Genomic DNA, 19,346 nt, shown 5'->3' on the forward strand with positions numbered 1-19,346 from the left:
GGAGTTCCGAGCGATGATGCAGCCTACTTTTCATCAATTTGATGCGCATCCACTGGCCGATGCATTGCTTCCCTATGAGGGGCAACGACTCGATGTGTTGCTAGCCGAGCGGGATGCCGCACGCGTTGCCGATCTGCAGCAGCAGTGTCAGCGCCTCAACATTCAACTCTGCGGCGCCATCTTTCCACGCCTTGTCAGTCGGCACGGTTTCCACGAAAGGGGGGCTTGGCTGTTGCCCCGACCAGCATCCCACAATCCTCTGCTGCTCTCGCTCTCCCCTACAGCCAGTGCCGATACACTGGCCGATATCATCTGCGAGCAGTTGGCGTCCCGACTGGCAGAATGGCCGGACACCGAGAAGGTTCCCACCCTCTTTCTCACCTTTGACGCCATGCTCCCCAATATTGCAACCCTGCTCGAGGGGATCTATCTAAGGCTGGCGGACAGGGTCAACTATGCGGGTGTCAATGCAGGTAGCGGCCAGTTCATAGCCATGCCCTGCCTGTTTGACACCCAGAGATTGCTGGGGCATGGGGTCAGCTGTGCACTGCTCTCCCCCCACAGTCCCCCCTTGCTGGAGCACGGCTATCAACTCACTGCCCAGCCCATGCTCGCCACCAGCAGTGAAGGCAACAAGATCTCCTTTATCGACTGGGAGCCGGCTTTTAGCCGCTATCAATCCCTGATCCGGCAGCAGTTCCAGCAAAACCTCACACCAGAGCAGTTCTATCGGTACGGTGTACATTTGCCCTTGGGGTTGCTGCGAGCCAATGGCGATGTGATCGTGCGGATCCCGGTCGCCGTTACCGACGAAGGTGCCCTGCTCTGTGTCGGAGAGGTGCCTGACCACAGTATTCTCACACTGCTGAAAGCCCCGGAAAGCCCCACAGAGCACGCTGTCGAACTGGCCGAAAAGCTCGGCCGACACGGTACACCCGAGCGCCTCGAGATCTACTACTGCGCCGGCCGTCAGCAGCACTTCGGCGAACAGAGTACCCTGGAGCTGGAGACCCTCTTTAGCCACAGCGGAGCCCACGAGCTGGTCGGAGCCCTCTCTCTTGGCGAGATAGGAAGTGTAAGGCCGGGGGATTACCCGCTCTTTCACAACGGTGCCATCCTCTGTCTCAGCGAGGGTTAGCAATGAATAACGATCACGCCATGGCCATTGTCTGCGATCTCGCCCTCTGTATCGGTCGGGAGGTCACACTCGATGCCCTGCTCACCAAGGTGTTGCAGCGCTTTATGTTTCACTGTGCCACACCGGTTGGTGTGGTATTGCAGCAGCAACGGGAAGGATATGAGCTGCTCAAGGTCATTGGTGATGATCAGCTATCCCGGCACAGTGGCTCGCTGCTCTCCTTGCCTGCCTGGATTGTTGAAGGTGACCAATGTGCGCTGCAAACGACCTTGCCTCTCCCCGGTGGCCGACCGTACCACTTTGCCTATCGGCTCAGGGTTGACGGGGGATATCTCATCTTGCTGCTGGCCCCCCAACCCCAGCAGCACACAGTGCCGGTCTGCCATCTGTTCAGCCCGGTGCTCGGTAATCTGGCGCGCGCCATCCAGTTGTGCAAGGACAGCGAACAGCTCGCCAGGCGCCAGCAGGCCGAGCTGGTCGACATGCAGCGCCTCAACGAATCCCTGCTTAAGGCCATTCCCATCCCGGTGTTCTACAAGGATGTCGAAGGGCGCTTTCTCAGTTGCAACCCGGCCTTTACCCAGGTCACCGGGATCAGCAAGGCCGAACTGCTGGGGAAGCGGGTGGACGAAATCCTGCCCCCGGAGATGGCGGATGAATATACCCAAAGGGACATGGAGGTGCTGCGCAGCAGGCAGCCGCAATATTTTGAACACACGCTGTTTGATCGCAGCGGCCACCGTTACCAGGTGCTCAACTTCAAGGATCTCTTCTATGACCATCAGGGCGAGGTGGCCGGAATCATAGGGGCACTGGTCGACATAACCCATATCAAGGAGAGCGAGCAGCGCCAGCGCACCCTGCTGTTTCAGACCATCGCGGCCCTCTCCTCCGCGATTGCCCACAAAGATCCGGTCACGGCAGGACACGAACGGCGCGTGCATGATCTCGCGCTGGCTATAGGTCAACAGCTGCAACTGCCGCAAGAGCAGCTGGATGGATTGGGTCTTGCGGCCATGGTGCATAACATCGGCCTGCTGCAGATCCCGGCGGAGATCCTCACACGCCCGCGGGAACTGAGGCCGGTTGAGTTCGAACTGATCAAACAGCATCCGGACACTGGCCGCGAGATCCTGCAACAAATTGACTTCCCCTGGCCCATCACCACCATAGTGATGCAGCACCATGAAAATCTCGATGGTAGCGGCTACCCACAAGGGCTACAGGGGGATGCGATCTCGCTGGAGGCGAGGATTATACGGGTCGCCGACTCCCTGGCCGCCATGACTGCCCACCGTCCGTTCCGGCGTGCCCTCTCTCTCACCGATGCGTTCGCCGAGCTGACGCGCTATGCCGGTGTGCATTACGACGAACAGGTGGTCGATGCCTGTTTCGCCGTCTGGCAAGCGGGCTACCGCTTTACTACCACCTGACTCTGGTTGCACCAAGATGATGTTAAAAGATCTACCGCCATCCATTCAGCCACCGGGCGTCAGCTCTCACCCCACCGCAGCCCTGCTCCATCAGGTGATGGAACAGCTGCCCTATCGCGTCCTGTTGAAAGATACCCGTTCACACTTCATCGCCTGCAACCGACTGCTGGCCGACGATCTGGCCCTCACCCCGGCCGAACTGGTTGGCAAGTGCGATGCCGATTTTTTCCCGGCCGAGCTGGCCCAACGCTACCGGGATGACGATCTCCAGGTCATGGCCAGCGGCACAACCCGGCATCACGAAGAACCCTATCTGAAAGGGGGTGAAGACCGCTGGCTCAGTACCACCAAGTTTCCCCTGTACGATGAGCTGGGCAAGGTGATCGGTGTCGCTGTCTTTTTCGAAGATATCACCGACCAGAAACAGCAGCAGGAGCGTCTCCAGCAATATACCTGGACGCTGGAAGCAATAACCCGCGCCCACCATGCCATGCTCAAGCAGGGGGATGAACAGACACTACTGCAGGAGATCTGTGATGCCATCACTTTCGATGGCCGTTTTCCCCTGGTGACCGTACTGCAGACCGCTGATCAGAACAGAGTACAGATCCTGGCGCAGGCAGGTCAGGCCGTCTGGTTTGCCAGCGATAACTGGCTCACCCGGGACGCAGCCCTGATCAGTGCAATCAGTTCAGGCGAGATGCGCAACGAAGCACTTGGCACCGAACTGGTCCACCACTCCGCCACCTTGAGGGGACGGCTGCTGCTGCCATTGCAGTGGCAAGCCACTGTGCCAGGCGGACTGCTTATTCACAGCACGCAGGCCAGAGCCTTCACCGATGAGGAGGTGCATCTCTTCAACGGACTGGCCGACTACCTGACCTATGGCCTGCAGGCACGTCGAACCCAGCAGGCCTATCTTGCCGCCCAGCGTGAAAAAGCCATGCATGCCCGCCAACTGGAGCTGGCCCTGGAGGATGCGCTGGGAGCCATCGCTGCCGTGCTGGAACAACGCGATCCCTACACCGCCGGACACCAGAAGCATGTCGCTACCCTGGCGCTGGCCATCGGCCGAGAACTGGGGTTGGGTGATAAACCGCTACGCGGTCTCTATCTGGGCGCCATGGTGCACGATATCGGCAAAATCCAGGTCCCTGTCGAGATCCTCACCAAACCGGGCAAACTGACCCCCCAGGAGTTCAATCTGGTCAAGGAGCATCCGACAGCGGGTTATCTGGTGCTCAAGGATATCGCCCTGCCCTGGCCCATAGCCCGGATGATCCACCAGCACCACGAGTATCTCGACGGTTCCGGCTATCCATCAGGGTTAAAAGGCGAGCAGATCCTGCTGGAAGCGCGCATTCTCACGGTCGCCGATATAGTGGAGTCCATGTCATCGGATCGTCCCTACCGTGCTGCCCTGGGGATTGCGCAGGCCCGAACCCATATCATGGCCATGCGGGGAGTCCAGCTGGATGAAGCCGTGGTCGATGCCTGTCTGCGTATTCTGGATCGGGGAGAGTTTACCCCTCATGAACTTGGCCACGGCCAAACCTGATCGACAGAGCCCATATTGAAAAACCGGCCAAATTTGGCCGGTTTCTGTTTTTATGCGCTGGCGCAGTCGCGATTAACCCAGACGAACCCGAGCGTTGCGGAACATCCGCATCCAGGCCCCATCCTCGGCCCAGTTGTCGGGGTGCCAGGAATTGGCCACGGTGCGGAACACCCGCTCCGGGTGCGGCATCATGATGGTGGCGCGGCCATCGGTGGTGGTCACGGCGGTGATACCATCCGGCGAGCCGTTCGGGTTGGCAGGATACTGCTCGGTCACGCTGCCGCGGTTGTCGACAAAGCGCAGTCCTACCAGACCGCTCTGCTGCAGTGCGTTCAGGTGAGCGGCATCGCGCACCTCGACACGCCCTTCCCCGTGGGAAACGGCAATCGGCATCACCGAGCCTGCCATGCCGGCGAAGAAGGCCGACGGGGACTCCTGTACCTGCACCAGACTGAAGCGGGCCTCGAAGCGCTCGGAGCGGTTGCGCACAAAGCGCGGCCAGAGATCGGCACCCGGGATGAGATCCCGCAGGTTGGACATCATCTGGCAACCGTTGCACACGCCCAGCGACAAGGTATCGCCGCGTTCGAAGAAGCGCTGGAACTGCTCGCGGGCGTTGTCGTTGAACAGGATGGACTTGGCCCAGCCTTCGCCCGCCCCCAGCACGTCACCGTAGGAGAAGCCGCCACAGGCCACCAGGGTCTGGAACTCCTCCAGCTTGATGCGACCGGAGAGAATGTCGCTCATATGGACATCGACCGCCGCGAAACCGGCACGATCGAACGCCGCCGCCATCTCCACATGGGAGTTGACCCCCTGCTCGCGCAGCACCGCCAGACGGGGGGAGACCCCGCGGGCAATGTAAGGTGCAGCCACATCCTCGGACGGGTTGTAAGTCAACTTGGCATGCAGACCCGGATCGGTGGCGTCCTGACGGGCCGCGTGCTCCTGATCTGCGCACTCGGGGTTGTCGCGCAGGCGCTGCATCTGCCAGCTGGTCTCGCCCCAGATGGTGCGAAGGGCGGTGCGGCTGGCGCGATAGACCTCCTGACCGCCCCGCTGCAGGGTGATGAGATCCCCTTCGCGCACGGTACCGAGCACATGGGAGCAAGCCGCCAGGCCGTGACCGGCCAGCAGGGTCATCACCGTCTCTTTGTCTTCACGACGCACCTGGATGACGGCGCCCAGCTCTTCATTGAACAGCGCCGGCAGCAGCTCGCCACCGATGCGATCAAGCTGGATGTCGAGGCCACAGTGACCGGCAAACGCCATCTCGGTCAGGGTGACGAACAGGCCGCCGTCGGAGCGGTCGTGATAGGCGATCAATTTGCGATCGGCCACCAGCGCCTGAATGGCGTTGAAGAAGCCTTTGAGCTGAACCGGGTTGTCGAGATCCGGCGCCTTGTCACCCAGCTGGCGATAGACCTGCGCCAGCGCCGAGGCGCCGAGGCGCTGTTTGCCGTTGCCAAGGTCGATGAGGATAAGGTCGGTTTCACCGAGATCGGTACGCAGCTGCGGCGTGACTGTGTTGCGTACATCCTCGACCCGGGCAAAGGCGGAGATGAGCAGGGAGAGCGGCGAGGTGACGCTGTGCTCCTTGCCATCCTGCTGCCAGCGGGTCTTCATGGACATGGAGTCCTTGCCCACCGGAATGGTGATACCAAGGGCCGGGCAGAGCTCCTCGCCCACCGCTTTGACCGCCTCATAGAGACCGGCATCTTCACCCGGATGACCGGCAGCGGCCATCCAGTTGGCGGAGAGCTTGACCCGCTTCAGCGACCCGATGTGGGTTGGCGCCAGGTTGGTGAGCGCTTCCGCCACCGCCATGCGAGCGGAGGCGGCGTGGGAGAGCAGCGCCACCGGGGTACGCTCGCCCATCGACATGGCTTCACCGTGATAGCTGTCGTAGGTGGCAGCGGTGACGGCGCAATCGGCCACCGGGATCTGCCAGGGGCCAACCATCTGGTCGCGGTTGACCAGACCGGTCACGCTGCGATCGCCGATGGTGATGAGGAAGGACTTCTCCGCTACGGTCGGCAGACGCAGTACCCGTTCGGCCGCCTCGCCGAGGGTGATGCCATCGAGTTGGAGCGCTTTGCCTTGTGCAGGCAGGGTCACCACATCGCGATGCATCTTGGGGGTCTTGCCCAGCAGCACGTCCAGCGGCAGGTCGATGGGGTGGTTGTCAAAGTGCTCATCCGAGAGAGTGAGATGCTTCTCTTCGGTGGCGGTACCGATGACGGCATAGGGGGCGCGCTCGCGCTCGCACAGCGCCTTGAACAGCGGCAGCTTCTCCTTGGCCACCGCCAGCACGTAACGCTCCTGGGATTCATTGCACCAGATCTCGAGCGGGCTCATGCCCGGCTCGTCGTTCGGGATGGCGCGCAGCTCGAAGCGACCGCCGCGATCGCCATCGCTCACCAGCTCCGGCATGGCGTTGGAGAGGCCACCCGCTCCCACGTCGTGGATGAAGACGATAGGGTTATCGTCCCCCAGTTGCCAGCAGCGGTCGATCACCTCCTGACAGCGGCGCTCCATCTCGGGGTTATCGCGCTGCACCGAGGCAAAATCGAGATCTTCGGCCGACTGGCCGGAGGCCATGGAGGAAGCCGCACCGCCGCCCAGACCGATGTTCATCGCCGGGCCACCCAGCACGATCAGCGCCGCGCCGACCGGGATCTCCCCTTTCTGGACATGTTCGGTGCGGATGTTGCCGATGCCGCCCGCCAGCATGATGGGTTTGTGGTAGCCACGCACCTCGACGCCGTTGTGGCTCGGCACCTCCTCTTCGAAGGTACGGAAGTAGCCGAGAATGGCCGGACGGCCGAACTCGTTGTTAAACGCGGCGCCGCCGAGCGGCCCCTCCTGCATGATGTCGAAGGCGCTGACGATGCGGCTCGGCTTGCCGAAATCCTGCTCCCAGGGCTGCTCGAAGCCGGGAATGCGCAGGTTGGAGACGGAGAAACCGACCAGACCCGCCTTGGGCTTGGCACCGCGACCGGTGGCACCCTCGTCGCGGATCTCGCCGCCGGAGCCGGTAGCTGCGCCCGGGAACGGGGAGATGGCGGTCGGGTGGTTGTGGGTCTCCACCTTCATCAGGATGTCAACCTGTTCCTGGTGATACTGGTATTCGCCGTTGGCCGGGCTCGGGAAGAAGCGGCCACCCTGGCTCCCTTCCATCACGGCAGCGTTGTCTTTATAGGCAGAGAGGACATGATCCGGCGTCTGCTCGAAGGTGTTCTTGATCATTTTGAATAGCGACTTGGGCTGCTGCTCGCCATCGATGGTCCAGTCGGCATTGAAGATCTTGTGACGGCAGTGCTCGGAGTTCGCCTGGGCGAACATGTAGAGCTCGATGTCGTTGGGGTTGCGACCCAACTTGGTGAAGTTCTCCACCAGATAGTCGATTTCGTCGTCGGCCAGCGCCAGACCGAGCGCCACGTTGGCTTCGGCCAGGGCTGCGCGACCACCGCCCAGCACATCCACCTGGGTGAAGGGGCGCGGCTCGTGGTGAGCAAACAGGGCGGCAGCTTCGCTCATCTCGGCAAACACCACTTCCATCATCCGATCATGGAGCACAGCGGCAATGGCGCTACGCTGGGCGGCACTCAGCTCACCCTGCCCCTTGATGGTCAGGTAATAGGCAATACCACGCTCCAGCCGCTTGACCTGTTTCAGGCCGCAGTTGTGGGCGATGTCGGTTGCTTTGGAAGACCAGGGGGAGATAGTGCCGGGGCGGGGGGTAACAAGAAACAGCTGACCGCTGGGGGTGTGTTCGGGGATGGTCGGGCCGTAGCGCAAGAGCTGGCCCAAGGTCGCTCGCTCGGGGGGAGAGAGGGGGCTTGTCAGCTCGGCAAAGTGCACATACTCGGCATAGACATCCTCTATCTCTACTCCGCTCTCTACTCCACTCTCGTTTCTCATCTGTGCGAAGCGTTGCAGCAGTTTTTGGACACGAAAATCAGACAGTGCTGGGGCACCACGCAAGATATCCATATGACCTTTCTCACCAAGTTTTAAAGTGGGGGGGAATTGAGACGCGCGTATTATAGGGATCTGGCTCACAGCGGACAAACGTTTTTCTCACTTCGAGCAGTGTGACTCTGCGCACACTCTCTGGTATAAAGGTGCCTCTTTTTTGACAAATGCCGATTTTTTCAACAAAGGTACTCACCTACTTGCGCTGCATTTTTCGACTGTTTATCGGGCTGTTGTTGACGCTGACGCTGGTTGGCTGCGACTTCTATAGCCCCTCCAGCCAGCTGGAGCAGATCCGCCAGCGAGGCGAGATCCGGGTTGGCACCATCTATGGTCCCACCTCCTATTACCAGCGTGACGACCTCGCCCAGGGGTTCGATTACGAGCTGGCACAAAATTATGCCGACTGGCTGGGGGTGACACTCACCATCATCCCGGTCAACACCACTGACGAACTGGTTACACTGCTGAAAAAGGGCAAAGTCGATCTGGCGGCAGCCGCCATCATGGTCACACCGGAACGTCGCGAGCTGTTTCGCTTCGGTCCGGGCTTCTACCAGGTCTCCCCCAAGCTGGTCTACCGCAACGGCAAGCCCAAGCCGGCCTCGTTGAACGACATAAAAGGCAAGCTGATGGTGGCAGCCGGCTCCACCGGGGAAGACCTGCTCAAAGAGATGAGCAAAGAGAATCCGAAACTAGCCTGGAGCACCAGCCACAACGCCGATGTGGAGGAGCTGCTCAAGCAGGTGGTGGATGGCAAGATTGACTACACGGTGGTGCAGGATACCGTACTGGCACGCAGTCAGCGCTACTACCCGGAGCTCACCGAAGGGCTGACCCTGGCCCAGAAGCAGACTGTTGCCTGGGCCATGAGCAAGCTGCCCGATGACAGCCTCTACGCCAGCGTCATCGACTTTTTCGGTCAGCGCTTTATGGATGGTGCCATCGCAAAGCTGGACGAGAAGTACTTCGGCCACGTGCAGAACTTCGACTTTGTCGATACCCGTACCTTCCTCAAGCGCGCCAAGAGTCTGCTGCCCAAGTACCAGCCGCTGTTCCAGACTCACGCCAAGAATATCGACTGGCGTCTGCTCGCCGCCATCAGCTATCAGGAGTCCCACTGGGACCCGCAGGCCCGCTCCTACACCGGCGTGCGCGGCATGATGATGCTGACCGAGCCCACTGCCAAGGCGATGGGGGTCAACAACCGGCTTCATCCGGAAGAGAGCATCAAGGGTGGCTCCCTCTATCTGCAACAGATGATGGAGAAGGTGCCGGATTCGGTACCCGATGACGAGAAGGTGTGGTTTGCCCTCACCGCCTACAACATCGGTTACGGCCACATGATGGATGCCCGCCGCCTGACCAAAGAGCTCGGCAAGAATCCCGACGCCTGGAGCGACGTCAAGGATGTGCTGCCTCTGCTGCAGCAAGCACGCTGGCATCGCAAGGTGCGCTACGGTTATGCCCGCGGCAGCGAAGCGCGCAACTATGTCAACAACGTGCGTCAGTACTACCAGAGCCTGCTCTGGCTCGATAACGAGCAACAGAAGGCCCACCAGCGGGAGAGTCTCGACAACGACAGCGAGCCGGAGATCGCCGAGCGCCCGACTATCATCGCCGAAGTGGTCAATCAGATCACCATGCGCTAACCAGCCATTATTCGGCTGTCTTCACACAAACTTCTCTGTTACCATCGATTCACATCGGAGCCTATCCGAAATCGCATTGTTTTCATTATGTTGAGAGATTAAATAACAGCAATTTCGGATGGGCTCCATCAATGACCCAAGGCCGGGACGGCCACCTGAGTTGGGAGGAGACCAAGATGCAAAAACGTAGAAAAATCAGTCTGGTCAGAAAAGCGAAGTGCAGCTGGAGCCCCAGACGCAAACTCAAGCTTAATGACATAAAGCGCAACCTGTGGCGCAGAAATCGATCCTATACCCTGCTTATTGCAGAGCACACAGCATAAACCCGGCATTCGCCGGGTTTTTTATCTTCTTTCTCACCTAAATATCGTCTTAAACCAGCTCAGCCTTGAACTGTACCGTCCGCTTGGAGATCAGCGAGTTGCAGTGGTTGCAGAAGTAATCCACCGCACCGCACGCCTTGAGCCGCTCCAGCTCCATATGGCAGGTGGGACAGAGCGCGGTGACCCGCACAATGGCCTGGCACTGACCACAGGTTTGCTCCTTGCTGCGGGTATCCAGTTCAGCCTGGCATGATGGACAAAGCAGAGCTTCCATAGTCGACTCCTCATAAAGTGAACCTGCGATAGGCTTGCCCATGGCGGGTTCCCCTCCCCGCCAGACATTACGCCACTGCAGGGGGAATAACAGAGCGGCTGCCGGTGAGGGCAGCCGCCAGGGCTTATTTCTTCTTCATTTTCAGCAGCCGTTTGCGCTGACGTTCCTGACTCAGGGTCATGGTGTTCTTCTTCCCTTCAAACGGGTTGACCGACTCCTGGAACTCGACCCGGATCGGCGAGCCCATGATCTTGAGGGACTTGCGGAAGTAGTTGATCAGATACCGCTTGTAGGAGTCCGGCAAGTCGTTCAGCTGGTTGCCGTGGATCACGATGCGTGGCGGGTTGTAGCCACCGGCGTGAGCATACTTGAGTTTGACGCGGCGACCATTGACCATCGGCGGCTGGTGATCTTCCTGCGCCATCTGCATAATGCGGGTCAGCATCGCCGTGCTGGTACGACGGGTGGCGGACTGGTAAGCCTCCTGAATGGATTCAAACAGGTGGCCGACGCCGCTGCCGTGCAGGGCGGAGATGAAGTGGACGCGAGCGAAGTCGATGAAGCCCAAGCGACGATCCAGCTCGTTCTTCACATCCTCTTTCACCTTCTGATCCAGACCATCCCACTTGTTCACCACCAGCACCACGGAGCGACCGGCGTGGAGCACATAGCCAAGGATGCTCAAGTCCTGATCGGTGATGGTCTCCTGGGCGTCGATCACCAGCAGGCAAACGTTGGCATCTTCGATAGCTTTCAGGGTCTTGATAACGGAGAACTTCTCCACCGTCTCGTGCACCTTGCCACGACGACGCACACCGGCGGTGTCGATGACCACATACTTCTGCTCGTCACGCTCCATCGGAATGTAAACGGAGTCACGGGTGGTGCCGGGCATGTCATAGACGATGACCCGATCTTCACCCAGCATACGGTTGGTCAGGGTTGATTTACCGACGTTGGGACGACCAACGATGGCGAACTTGATAGGCAGGTCGGCGAACGGGGTCTCCTTGGTGTCCTCTTTGGTATCGAGTTCACCGGCAGCCACCATGCGCAGCAGGGCTTCTTCGTCGAAGTCCTCCTCTTCCTCATCCTGCGCATCTTCATCGGTAGCGGAGTCGACCAGGGTCTCCAGATGGGGAGCCAGCGCCAGTTCCAGCAGGCTCAGCACGCCACGACCGTGGGCAGCCGCGATCTGGTAAACCTCGCCCAGCGCCAGACCGTAGAACTCGGAGACCGCGGAATCACCGTCGATACCGTCGGTCTTGTTGGCCACCAGAAATACCTTTTTGTGGGCCTTGCGCAGGTGCTCGGCGATGGCTTGATCCGCCGCGGTCAGACCGGCACGGGCATCCACCATGAACAGCACCACATCGGCTTCTTCGATGGCCAACAGGGATTGCTCGGCCATCTTCAGCTCGATCCCCTCTTCGGTGCCATCGATACCGCCGGTATCGACCACGATAAATTCCAGCTCGCCCAGCTTCGCCTGGCCATATTTGCGGTCCCGGGTCAGGCCGGGGAAGTCGGCAACCAGGGCATCCCGAGTACGGGTCAAGCGGTTAAACAGGGTGGATTTCCCCACGTTGGGGCGACCCACCAGGGCTACTACAGGAGTCATAAAAGCCTCATTCTCAAGACGACAAAGGCTCCGGGTCCGAAGACCAGGAGCCGGATATTCACATTATCGGACGATCAAGGACGCTTGAGGGCGTACAACTTGCCGTCACGGCTCTGCACATACAGGGTCTCGCCATCCACCAGCGGGGCGGCGTAGAGACCACTGCTATCGAGCTGCTGCATCGCCTTGATGGTACCGTCGGTACGATCAAGCCAATACAGGTATCCTTCCACATCACCCACCACCACATAGTCACCGAAGATGACAGGTGCAGTGACGGTACGATTTTCCAGCTGGGTGTTTGACCACAGCTCCAGACCGTTGCGACGGTCGATGGCAAACAGGTGGCTGCGACTGTCGGTCAGCACGATGGCATTACCGGTCATCGCCAGATCGCGATAGCCGGAATACTTGCGTTTCCACACTTCATCGCCGGTCATCAGTTTGCGCGCCATCAACTGACCGTTGTAGGCGATGGCGTAGAGCTCATCACCGGCGATCAGCGGGCTGGCATCGACGTCAACCATGCGGTCCAGCTCGGTAGCACCGCGCGGATCAGCCACCTTGGACTGACGCACAGGCTGGCCGTTGCTCAGCAGGGCGATGCCCACCTTGCCATCGGCACGACCGTAAATCACGGCGCCGTTGGTGATCACCGGAGCACCGGCACTGCGCAGGGTCAGCGGCGGCTGCTCTTCGGAGAGCGACCACTGCATCTTGCCTTCATCAGTGTCGAGGGCAATCAGGCGACCGGAGGTGGTCAACACCACCACACGGCCATCTTCCACCGCGGGGCTTGCCACCACTTCGCCGGGCACATTGGTCTGCCACAGCACTTCACCATTCTCTTCGTTCAGGGCGTAGACCACCCCGTTCTCGGAGCCGAGGAACAGCTTACCGTAACGGGAAACCAGGCCGCCGGAGAGACGAGCGCTACGCTTGTCGGCGTTGACCGGCAGGTCGGCCAGATCGACGGTCCAGAGGCGATCCCCACTGGCACGGTCAAAGGCGCTGACATCGCCGTCGCGGGCCGCCGCGTAGATACGATCCTCTTCCACCACCGGCTTGAGCTGGGAGTAGAAGTCACCGATGCCATCACCCACATTAGATGACCATGCGGTGTCGGCTGTGAAGGCAGATTCAACCTTGGGCAACGGCGCCATCGGGTTGAGATCCTCTTCGGAACTGAACAGGGAGCAACCCTGCAGAGCGAAGGAGACCGCAGCCCCCAGCGCCACCATCTTGAATAGATTACGCATCCGGTGCCTCACCAGTCGCAACGGCCGGCAGGGCCAGATCGTCCATTTTCAGCTTGAGCTCGGCGCTACCCTGCAGGCCGCCGGCATCCGCCGCCGCCTGATAGGCATCACGAGCCTCTTCGGTCTTGCCCTGCTTTTGCAGCACATCACCACGGGCTTCGGCTACCTGCGCCTTGAAGGCCTCATTCTGGATGGTCGCCAGCTTGGCCAGCGCTTCATCTGCCTTGCCCTGATCATTGAGCACACGGGCCAGACGCAGCGCCGCGATGGGACGAATGCTCTCGTCACCCGTGGTCGCAACCAGCTCCAGCTGCTCGGCAGCCAGATCCAGCTTACCCGCCTTGACGGCAGCGGCAGCCAGTTGCAACGCGGCCAGTTCACCGTAGGAGTCACCCTTGTTGGCGGTGACAAACTGCTGTGCCTGCTCGAAACCGGCGGCATCGCCCTTGGCCAGCTGCTCAATCACCTGGTTGTAAGAGTGGGAGGAGGCCTCCATGGTCTCTTGCTGGTGCTGGTTGTAATAGCGCCAGCCGAACAGACCGACCAGACCGATCACGGTCCCGGCAATCACCGAGGTTCCGTTCTCTTTCCACCACTCCTTGATAACCTCAACCTGTTGTTCTTCGGTGGTATAGACTTCCACAGCTTACTCTCCTTTGGCTGCCAGCAGGGCAATGGCGGCGTCAACCTTGACGGTCTGTTGCTCGGCCTGACCACGCAGATATTTGATAGTGATCTCCCCGTTTTGCACCTCGGTTTCACCAAGGATCAGGGCGATTGCCGCGCCGCTCTTGTCGGCACGTTTGAGTTGTTTCTTGAAGTTGCCACCACCGCAGTGGCTCATGAGGCGCAAGTCCGGCAGGGCATCACGCAGACGCTCGGCCAGCTGGAAGCCAGCCTGCTCGGTCCCCTCGCCCACCATCGCCAGATAAACATCCACCGCAGGGCGGATATCGGCGTTGAGCTCGAGGGTCTCCAGCATCAGCACCAGACGCTCCATGCCCATAGCAAAGCCCACGGCCGGGGTCGGTTGACCGCCCAGCTGTTCTACCAGACCATCGTAGCGGCCACCGGCACAGACGGTACCCTGGGCACCCAGACTGCTGGTGACCCACTCGAACACGGTCAGGTTGTAGTAGTCAAGACCACGTACCAGACGCTCGTTCACTTCGTATTTGATACCGGCAGACTCGAGCAGGCGCTTGAGCCCCTCGAAGTGGGCCAGGCTCTCTTCGCCCAGATGGTCGAACAGACGCGGGGCCCCCGCCAGAATGGCCTGTACCTTTTCATCCTTGGAGTCGAGCACCCGCAGCGGGTTGCTGTACATGCGGCGCTGGCTCTCTTCGTCCAGCTGATCCTTGTACTGCTCTAGATAGGCCACCAGCGCATCGCGGTAAGCGGCACGCTCGGCGCTCTGGCCCAGGGTGTTGAGCTGCAGGGTGACATGCTCGCTGATGCCAAACAGACGCCACAGACGGTGGGTCAGCATGATCAGCTCGGCGTCAATGTCCGGCCCGTTGATGCCAAACAGCTCGACACCGAACTGATGGAACTGGCGGTAACGGCCCTTCTGGGGACGCTCGTGACGGAACATGGGGCCCATGTACCACATCCGGCGTTCCTGGTTATAGAGCAGACCGTGCTCGATACCGGCACGGACGCAGCTGGCGGTCCCTTCCGGACGCAGGCTCAAGCTGTCGCCGTTACGGTCTTCAAAGGTGTACATCTCTTTTTCGACCACGTCGGTCACTTCACCGATGGCGCGCTTGAACAGATGAGTCTGCTCGACAATCGGCATGCGCACTTCGCTGTAGCCATAGCTTGCAACGACCTGGCGCAGGATCTGTTCAACCTTCTGCCATACCGGGCTCTGCTCCGGCAGGCAATCATTCATACCGCGAATAGCTTGGATCTGTTTTGCCACGTTGATACTCGAGAAAAAGAGGTAAAATTTGGCCGCATTATAGGGATTTTCCCCCCCAAGGTAAAATCAGGGAATCCGGATGCGGGATTTAAAATCAGTCACCTGGAAAAAGGGCCACCCAATGTGGCCCTGTTTCGCTCACTCCTTGTCCATCGGGATCCGGTTGGCGGGATCCAGCATGGCGGCGCGGGCGCGAATGCGGCGCTCCAGAGTTGGAATGAGATCCTTGTTGTCGAGCCGATCGACCCGCTGGCCCCCCTCATAGAAGGCACTCTTGTTGGCGGCACCCGCCAGACCAAGGTCGGAGACCAGCGCTTCACCCGGCCCGTTCACCACGCAACCGATGATGGAGACATCCATCGGGGTGATGATGTCTTCGAGCCGCTCTTCCAGCGCGTTGACAGTGGCGATCACATCGAACTCCTGCCGTGAGCAGGATGGGCAAGCGATAAAGTTGATGCCACGGGAGCGAATACGCAGGGATTTGAGGATATCGAAACCGACCTTCACCTCCTCCACCGGATCCGCCGCCAGCGAGATACGCAGGGTATCGCCGATGCCGTCGGTAAGCAGCATGCCCAGACCGATGGCAGACTTCACCGCGCCGGCACGGAACCCCCCCGCTTCGGTGATGCCAAGGTGCAGCGGCTGCTCGATCTGCTTGGCCAGCAGGCGATAGGCACCGACTGCCAGGAACACATCGGAGGCCTTGACACTCACCTTGAAGTCCTGAAAGTCGAGACGATCGAGGTAGTCCACGTGACGCATGGCGGACTCCACCAGCGCCTCTGGGGTCGGCTCGCCGTACTTCTCCTGGATATCTTTCTCCAGCGACCCGCCATTGACCCCGATACGGATCGGAATATTGAGGTCGCGCGAGCAATCGACCACCGAGCGCACCCGCTGCTCGTTGCCGATGTTGCCCGGGTTGATACGCAGGCAATCGGCACCGTACTCGGCCACTTTCAAGGCGATGCGATAGTCGAAGTGGATATCGGCGACGATGGGAATGCGGGTCTGCTGTTTGATCAGCCGGAAGGCTTCCGCCGCTTCCATGGTGGGCACGGAGACACGGACGATATCGGCACCGACCCGCTCGATCCGCTGGATCTGCTCGATGGTGGCGGCGACATCTGTGGTCTTGGTGTTGGTCATGGTCTGCACGGTAATGGGGGCATCGCCCCCAACCGGTACATTACCAACCATGATCTGTCTGGATTTACGACGAATGATGGGTGATTCGTGAGAAGACATGGGAAACAGATTACTCCTGCGGCAGTGAGAAGCGGGCTGTACGACCGTTGTTGTAACGGCTCATATCAAACGACTGACCCTTGTAGTCAAGCTTGACGGCCATGGGCGCGCCAATGATGAACTTCAAGGGCTCGGCGCCTTCCAGCACCAGCTCGTCGTTGGCCTTCTTCAGACCACTGAACAGGGTCTTGCCGTTGGCATCCTTCACATCCAGCCAGCAATCGGCGGTGAAGCTCATCTTCAGTTGCGGCGCAGTCGCCGGATCAACGACAGCCTCTTCAGATTCGGTGTCATTGGCGCCGGATACCGCAGCATCTGTCGCAGTGCCGACAGCCGCGCTGACATCGGTCGGGGCAACAGCCGCAGAAGCAGGCGCCAGGGTAGCAGTCGCATCGGAGACCACCGCGGGGGCAGTCACGTCAGTGGCGGCAGGTGCGATGGCAGCGCCTTCCACCGGAGCTGTGTTGATCGCATCGGGCGGCGTGATTGCAGGTTCAGCCGGAGTCGAACTGGTCGCACTCATCTCGGTGGCTGCCAGCGCTTCATCACCGGCGGAGCGGCGTGAAGTACTCTGCCACCACCAGGCGACCGAGAGCGCAATCAACACCAGGATCACCAGCCAGGTCACCACCTTGAGCCGACTGTCGTTGGCTTGCTGACGGGAGCGACGGGAGAAGCTCTGCATGTCGATATTGTCGGGAGGAGTCAGACCCAGCTTGTCGTAAGCGGCCAGAATGGTCTCTTCCGGGATCCCGACTAGCTTGGCATAGGTACGCAGATAGCCCCGAATAAAGGTATGGGAGGTGTGCTTGTCGTAGGTATCCGATTCGATAGCGGCGATCAGGGTCAGACGAAGGTGAATGCGGGACGCAACCTGTTCTCGTGTCCAGCCAAGCTGTTCACGGGCGTTGCGCAGCAATTGGCCTGGGCCTACTGCCTGGGAGTCGTCTTGGAAATCGTGTTGCTGTTCAATAGTCATTGGCTAAATAACGCTTGGCTTGTTGCGAAGTGGGATATTGCCTTACCAGCTCAGTCCCGAATTGGTGAAGTAATGCCGGCTTGTCCATCGCCTGCGCCAGCCGAAGTCTCAACCAGAGACTCTCCTCATTCTCGTCTGACACATCGGCAAAACGGGCGAGGTAGGACTGCACATCAGGCAGCTTGCCATCTTTCATGGAAAGCTCGGCCAAGTCCAGCAATAACCTTGGATTGCCCGGATTATACCCCAAGGCCAGGAGATAGTACTCGGTTGCTTTATCATTTCTGCGATTTTGCAGGGCACAAAGTGCCGCATTTTCATAGGTATCGGCAATCTTCACATAGCCTGGTTGAATAACAGCTTGGTTGAATGCCTTGTCTGCCTCATCATAACGGCCACGATCACAGAGGAAGGCGCCATAGTTGTTCATTGCGTCAGCATTGGACGGATCCATGGCAAGGGCGTTCTTGTAATGCTCTTCAGCCGCCTTGAAATCCCCCACCCTCTGGTAGAAGTAGGCAAAACCGATCTGCACCTGAGGATTGGAGGGGTCATACTGGAGGGCGCGATCAAGATTGAACTTGGCCTGCTCGGCATTGCCCTGACGCAGGTACTGGATACCCAGGTCGAGGCGGGTTTGGGCAGCCGCCTTGAGGTCAGGACCCACTTCACGCTGGGTCGAGTTCTGGCCAGCGTAAGTGGTCTCGGTCACACAGCCTGGCAGCGCGCAGAGCGCTGCCACTACGATCAATGTACGTGTATCCATTCCCTGTCTATACAATGGCTTAGCATTTAAACCATTTTGACGGAAATCCCATCCTGTTGCATCCGATTTTTGATAGTTCGCTTGGTGCGGTCAATCACGTCACCCACCAGCTGACCACAGGCGGCATCAATGTCATCACCACGGGTCTTGCGGACAATCACGGTGAAACCGTACTCCATCAGCACCTTGGAGAAGCGATCGATACGACTATTGCTCGGCTTGCCATAAGGGTTGCCCGGGAAGGGGTTGAACGGGATCAGGTTGATCTTGCTCGGAGTGTCCTTGAGCACCTTGGCCAGCTCGTGAGCATGCTGCATATCGTCATTGATATGATCGAGCAGCACATACTCGACGGTCACCCGACCACCATTGGCATTGGATTTGGCCAGGTAACGACGGACACCGGCGAGGAACTCCTCGATGTTGTACTTGTCGTTGATCGGCATGATCTCTGAACGCAACTTGTCGTTCGGGGCGTGCAGGGAGATAGCCAGCGCCACGTCGATCTGGTCACCCAGCTTGTCCAGCGCAGGTACCACGCCAGAGGTGGAGATGGTCACCCGGCGCTTGGAGATACCAAAGCCGTAGTCATCCATCATCAGACGCATGGCGGGCACCACGTTGGCGAGGTTGAGCAGCGGCTCGCCCATCCCCATCATCACCACGTTGGTGATGGGACGCTTGCCACCGACCACACGGGCTGCACGCCACACCTGACCGATGATCTCGGAGACTTTCAGGTTGCGGTTGAAGCCTTGTTGGGCGGTAGAGCAGAACTTGCACTCCAGCGCACAGCCAACTTGAGAGGAGACGCAGAGGGTCGCGCGGTCATCTTCCGGGATGTAGACGGTCTCGACCTCCTGATCGCCCACCTGCAGGGCCCACTTGATGGTGCCATCGGCAGAACGCTGCTCGCGGCTGATCTCGGGCGCCTTGATCTCGGCGATCGCCTTGAGGCGCTCTTTGAGCACCTTGTTGACGTTGGTCATCTGATCGAAATCATCACACCCAAAGTGATAGATCCACTTCATGACCTGATCTGCCCGGAATGGCTTCTCGCCCAGTTCGACGAAAAAGGCACGCATGGCATCCCGATCAAGATCCAGCAGGTTGATTTTTGTTTCGCTCATCAATGGCCTCAGTTCAAACACTTCATCAATTATTGGCTGACGACGTCAGGGGGCGGC

General features: G+C 59.7%; 14 protein-coding genes. 4 read left to right on the plus strand and 10 right to left on the minus strand.

Annotated features, from left to right (window positions below):
* Positions 1–13: 13 nt before the first annotated feature.
* From G5253_RS01080 to G5253_RS01090, 3 genes are read left to right on the plus strand one after another with little or no spacing between them, the layout of a single operon-like run.
* A complete protein-coding gene (locus tag G5253_RS01080; protein WP_266133870.1) occupies positions 14–1,138 on the plus strand; it encodes an FIST signal transduction protein in 1,125 nt (374 codons plus the stop codon).
* Positions 1,139–1,140: 2 nt separating this feature from the next.
* Positions 1,141–2,571 (plus strand): HD domain-containing phosphohydrolase, encoded by a 1,431-nt coding sequence (locus G5253_RS01085; protein ID WP_266133869.1) that lies wholly within the window; start codon positions 1,141–1,143, stop codon positions 2,569–2,571.
* Positions 2,572–2,587: 16 nt separating this feature from the next.
* The gene (locus G5253_RS01090; RefSeq protein WP_254203392.1) at positions 2,588–4,129 is read left to right on the plus strand and encodes an HD domain-containing phosphohydrolase; all 1,542 of its coding nucleotides are present in this window, start codon (positions 2,588–2,590) and stop codon (positions 4,127–4,129) included.
* 72 nt (positions 4,130–4,201) lie between these two features.
* Here the strand turns inward: G5253_RS01090 and purL are convergent, their stop codons facing one another.
* The gene (gene purL / locus G5253_RS01095) at positions 4,202–8,125 is read right to left on the minus strand and encodes a phosphoribosylformylglycinamidine synthase (RefSeq protein WP_266133868.1); all 3,924 of its coding nucleotides are present in this window, start codon (positions 8,123–8,125) and stop codon (positions 4,202–4,204) included.
* A 149-nt stretch (positions 8,126–8,274) separates the two neighbouring features.
* Here purL and mltF point away from each other — a divergent pair, with 149 nt between their 5' ends.
* The gene (gene mltF / locus G5253_RS01100; protein WP_266133867.1) at positions 8,275–9,759 is read left to right on the plus strand and encodes a membrane-bound lytic murein transglycosylase MltF; all 1,485 of its coding nucleotides are present in this window, start codon (positions 8,275–8,277) and stop codon (positions 9,757–9,759) included.
* 372 nt (positions 9,760–10,131) lie between these two features.
* Here the strand turns inward: mltF and G5253_RS01105 are convergent, their stop codons facing one another.
* From G5253_RS01105 to G5253_RS01145, 9 genes are all read right to left on the minus strand, one after another.
* Positions 10,132–10,356, minus strand: coding sequence for a zinc ribbon domain-containing protein (locus G5253_RS01105; RefSeq protein ID WP_227340752.1), 225 nt, complete (start codon positions 10,354–10,356; stop codon positions 10,132–10,134).
* Positions 10,357–10,480: 124 nt separating this feature from the next.
* Positions 10,481–11,977 (minus strand): ribosome biogenesis GTPase Der, encoded by a 1,497-nt coding sequence (gene der, locus G5253_RS01110; RefSeq protein ID WP_005333794.1) that lies wholly within the window; start codon positions 11,975–11,977, stop codon positions 10,481–10,483.
* A gap of 74 nt (positions 11,978–12,051) precedes the next feature.
* Positions 12,052–13,236, minus strand: a complete 1,185-nt coding sequence (gene bamB / locus G5253_RS01115; RefSeq protein WP_088869218.1) for an outer membrane protein assembly factor BamB — start codon at positions 13,234–13,236, stop codon at positions 12,052–12,054.
* A complete protein-coding gene (locus G5253_RS01120; protein ID WP_021229680.1) occupies positions 13,229–13,879 on the minus strand; it encodes a YfgM family protein in 651 nt (216 codons plus the stop codon). Before G5253_RS01120 ends, bamB begins: the two co-directional genes overlap by 8 nt.
* A gap of 3 nt (positions 13,880–13,882) precedes the next feature.
* The gene (gene hisS, locus G5253_RS01125; RefSeq protein WP_005344864.1) at positions 13,883–15,160 is read right to left on the minus strand and encodes a histidine--tRNA ligase; all 1,278 of its coding nucleotides are present in this window, start codon (positions 15,158–15,160) and stop codon (positions 13,883–13,885) included.
* Positions 15,161–15,298: 138 nt separating this feature from the next.
* Positions 15,299–16,414, minus strand: coding sequence for a flavodoxin-dependent (E)-4-hydroxy-3-methylbut-2-enyl-diphosphate synthase (gene ispG, locus G5253_RS01130; protein ID WP_266133866.1), 1,116 nt, complete (start codon positions 16,412–16,414; stop codon positions 15,299–15,301).
* A 10-nt stretch (positions 16,415–16,424) separates the two neighbouring features.
* Complete coding sequence (gene rodZ / locus G5253_RS01135; RefSeq protein ID WP_266133865.1) at positions 16,425–17,393, minus strand: cytoskeleton protein RodZ; 969 nt, start codon at positions 17,391–17,393, stop codon at positions 16,425–16,427.
* Positions 17,383–18,174, minus strand: coding sequence for a type IV pilus biogenesis/stability protein PilW (tapF, locus tag G5253_RS01140; protein WP_216953941.1), 792 nt, complete (start codon positions 18,172–18,174; stop codon positions 17,383–17,385). The genes rodZ and tapF overlap by 11 nt, the downstream gene beginning before the upstream one ends.
* Before the next feature lie 11 nt (positions 18,175–18,185).
* Positions 18,186–19,289, minus strand: coding sequence for a bifunctional tRNA (adenosine(37)-C2)-methyltransferase TrmG/ribosomal RNA large subunit methyltransferase RlmN (locus G5253_RS01145; RefSeq protein ID WP_005344856.1), 1,104 nt, complete (start codon positions 19,287–19,289; stop codon positions 18,186–18,188).
* Between the last annotated feature and the right edge of the window lie 57 nt (positions 19,290–19,346).

The sequence above is a fragment of the Aeromonas sp. 602658 genome, from assembly GCF_049173005.1.
GTDB lineage: Bacteria > Pseudomonadota > Gammaproteobacteria > Enterobacterales > Aeromonadaceae > Aeromonas > Aeromonas veronii_A.

Bases quoted from the DNA above. Each gene is read 5' to 3' on its own strand.
- der (WP_005333794.1), bottom strand. From the start codon at position 11,977: ATGACTCCTGTAGTAGCCCTGGTGGGTCGCCCCAACGTGGGGAAATCC.
- rodZ (WP_266133865.1), bottom strand. From the start codon at position 17,393: ATGACTATTGAACAGCAACACGATTTCCAAGACGACTCCCAGGCAGTA.
- mltF (WP_266133867.1), top strand. From the start codon at position 8,275: ATGCCGATTTTTTCAACAAAGGTACTCACCTACTTGCGCTGCATTTTT.
- G5253_RS01090 (WP_254203392.1), top strand. From the start codon at position 2,588: ATGATGTTAAAAGATCTACCGCCATCCATTCAGCCACCGGGCGTCAGC.
- purL (WP_266133868.1), bottom strand. From the start codon at position 8,125: ATGGATATCTTGCGTGGTGCCCCAGCACTGTCTGATTTTCGTGTCCAA.
- G5253_RS01145 (WP_005344856.1), bottom strand. From the start codon at position 19,289: ATGAGCGAAACAAAAATCAACCTGCTGGATCTTGATCGGGATGCCATG.
- bamB (WP_088869218.1), bottom strand. From the start codon at position 13,236: ATGCGTAATCTATTCAAGATGGTGGCGCTGGGGGCTGCGGTCTCCTTC.
- G5253_RS01080 (WP_266133870.1), top strand. From the start codon at position 14: ATGATGCAGCCTACTTTTCATCAATTTGATGCGCATCCACTGGCCGAT.
- G5253_RS01105 (WP_227340752.1), bottom strand. From the start codon at position 10,356: ATGGAAGCTCTGCTTTGTCCATCATGCCAGGCTGAACTGGATACCCGC.
- ispG (WP_266133866.1), bottom strand. From the start codon at position 16,414: ATGTCTTCTCACGAATCACCCATCATTCGTCGTAAATCCAGACAGATC.
- G5253_RS01085 (WP_266133869.1), top strand. From the start codon at position 1,141: ATGAATAACGATCACGCCATGGCCATTGTCTGCGATCTCGCCCTCTGT.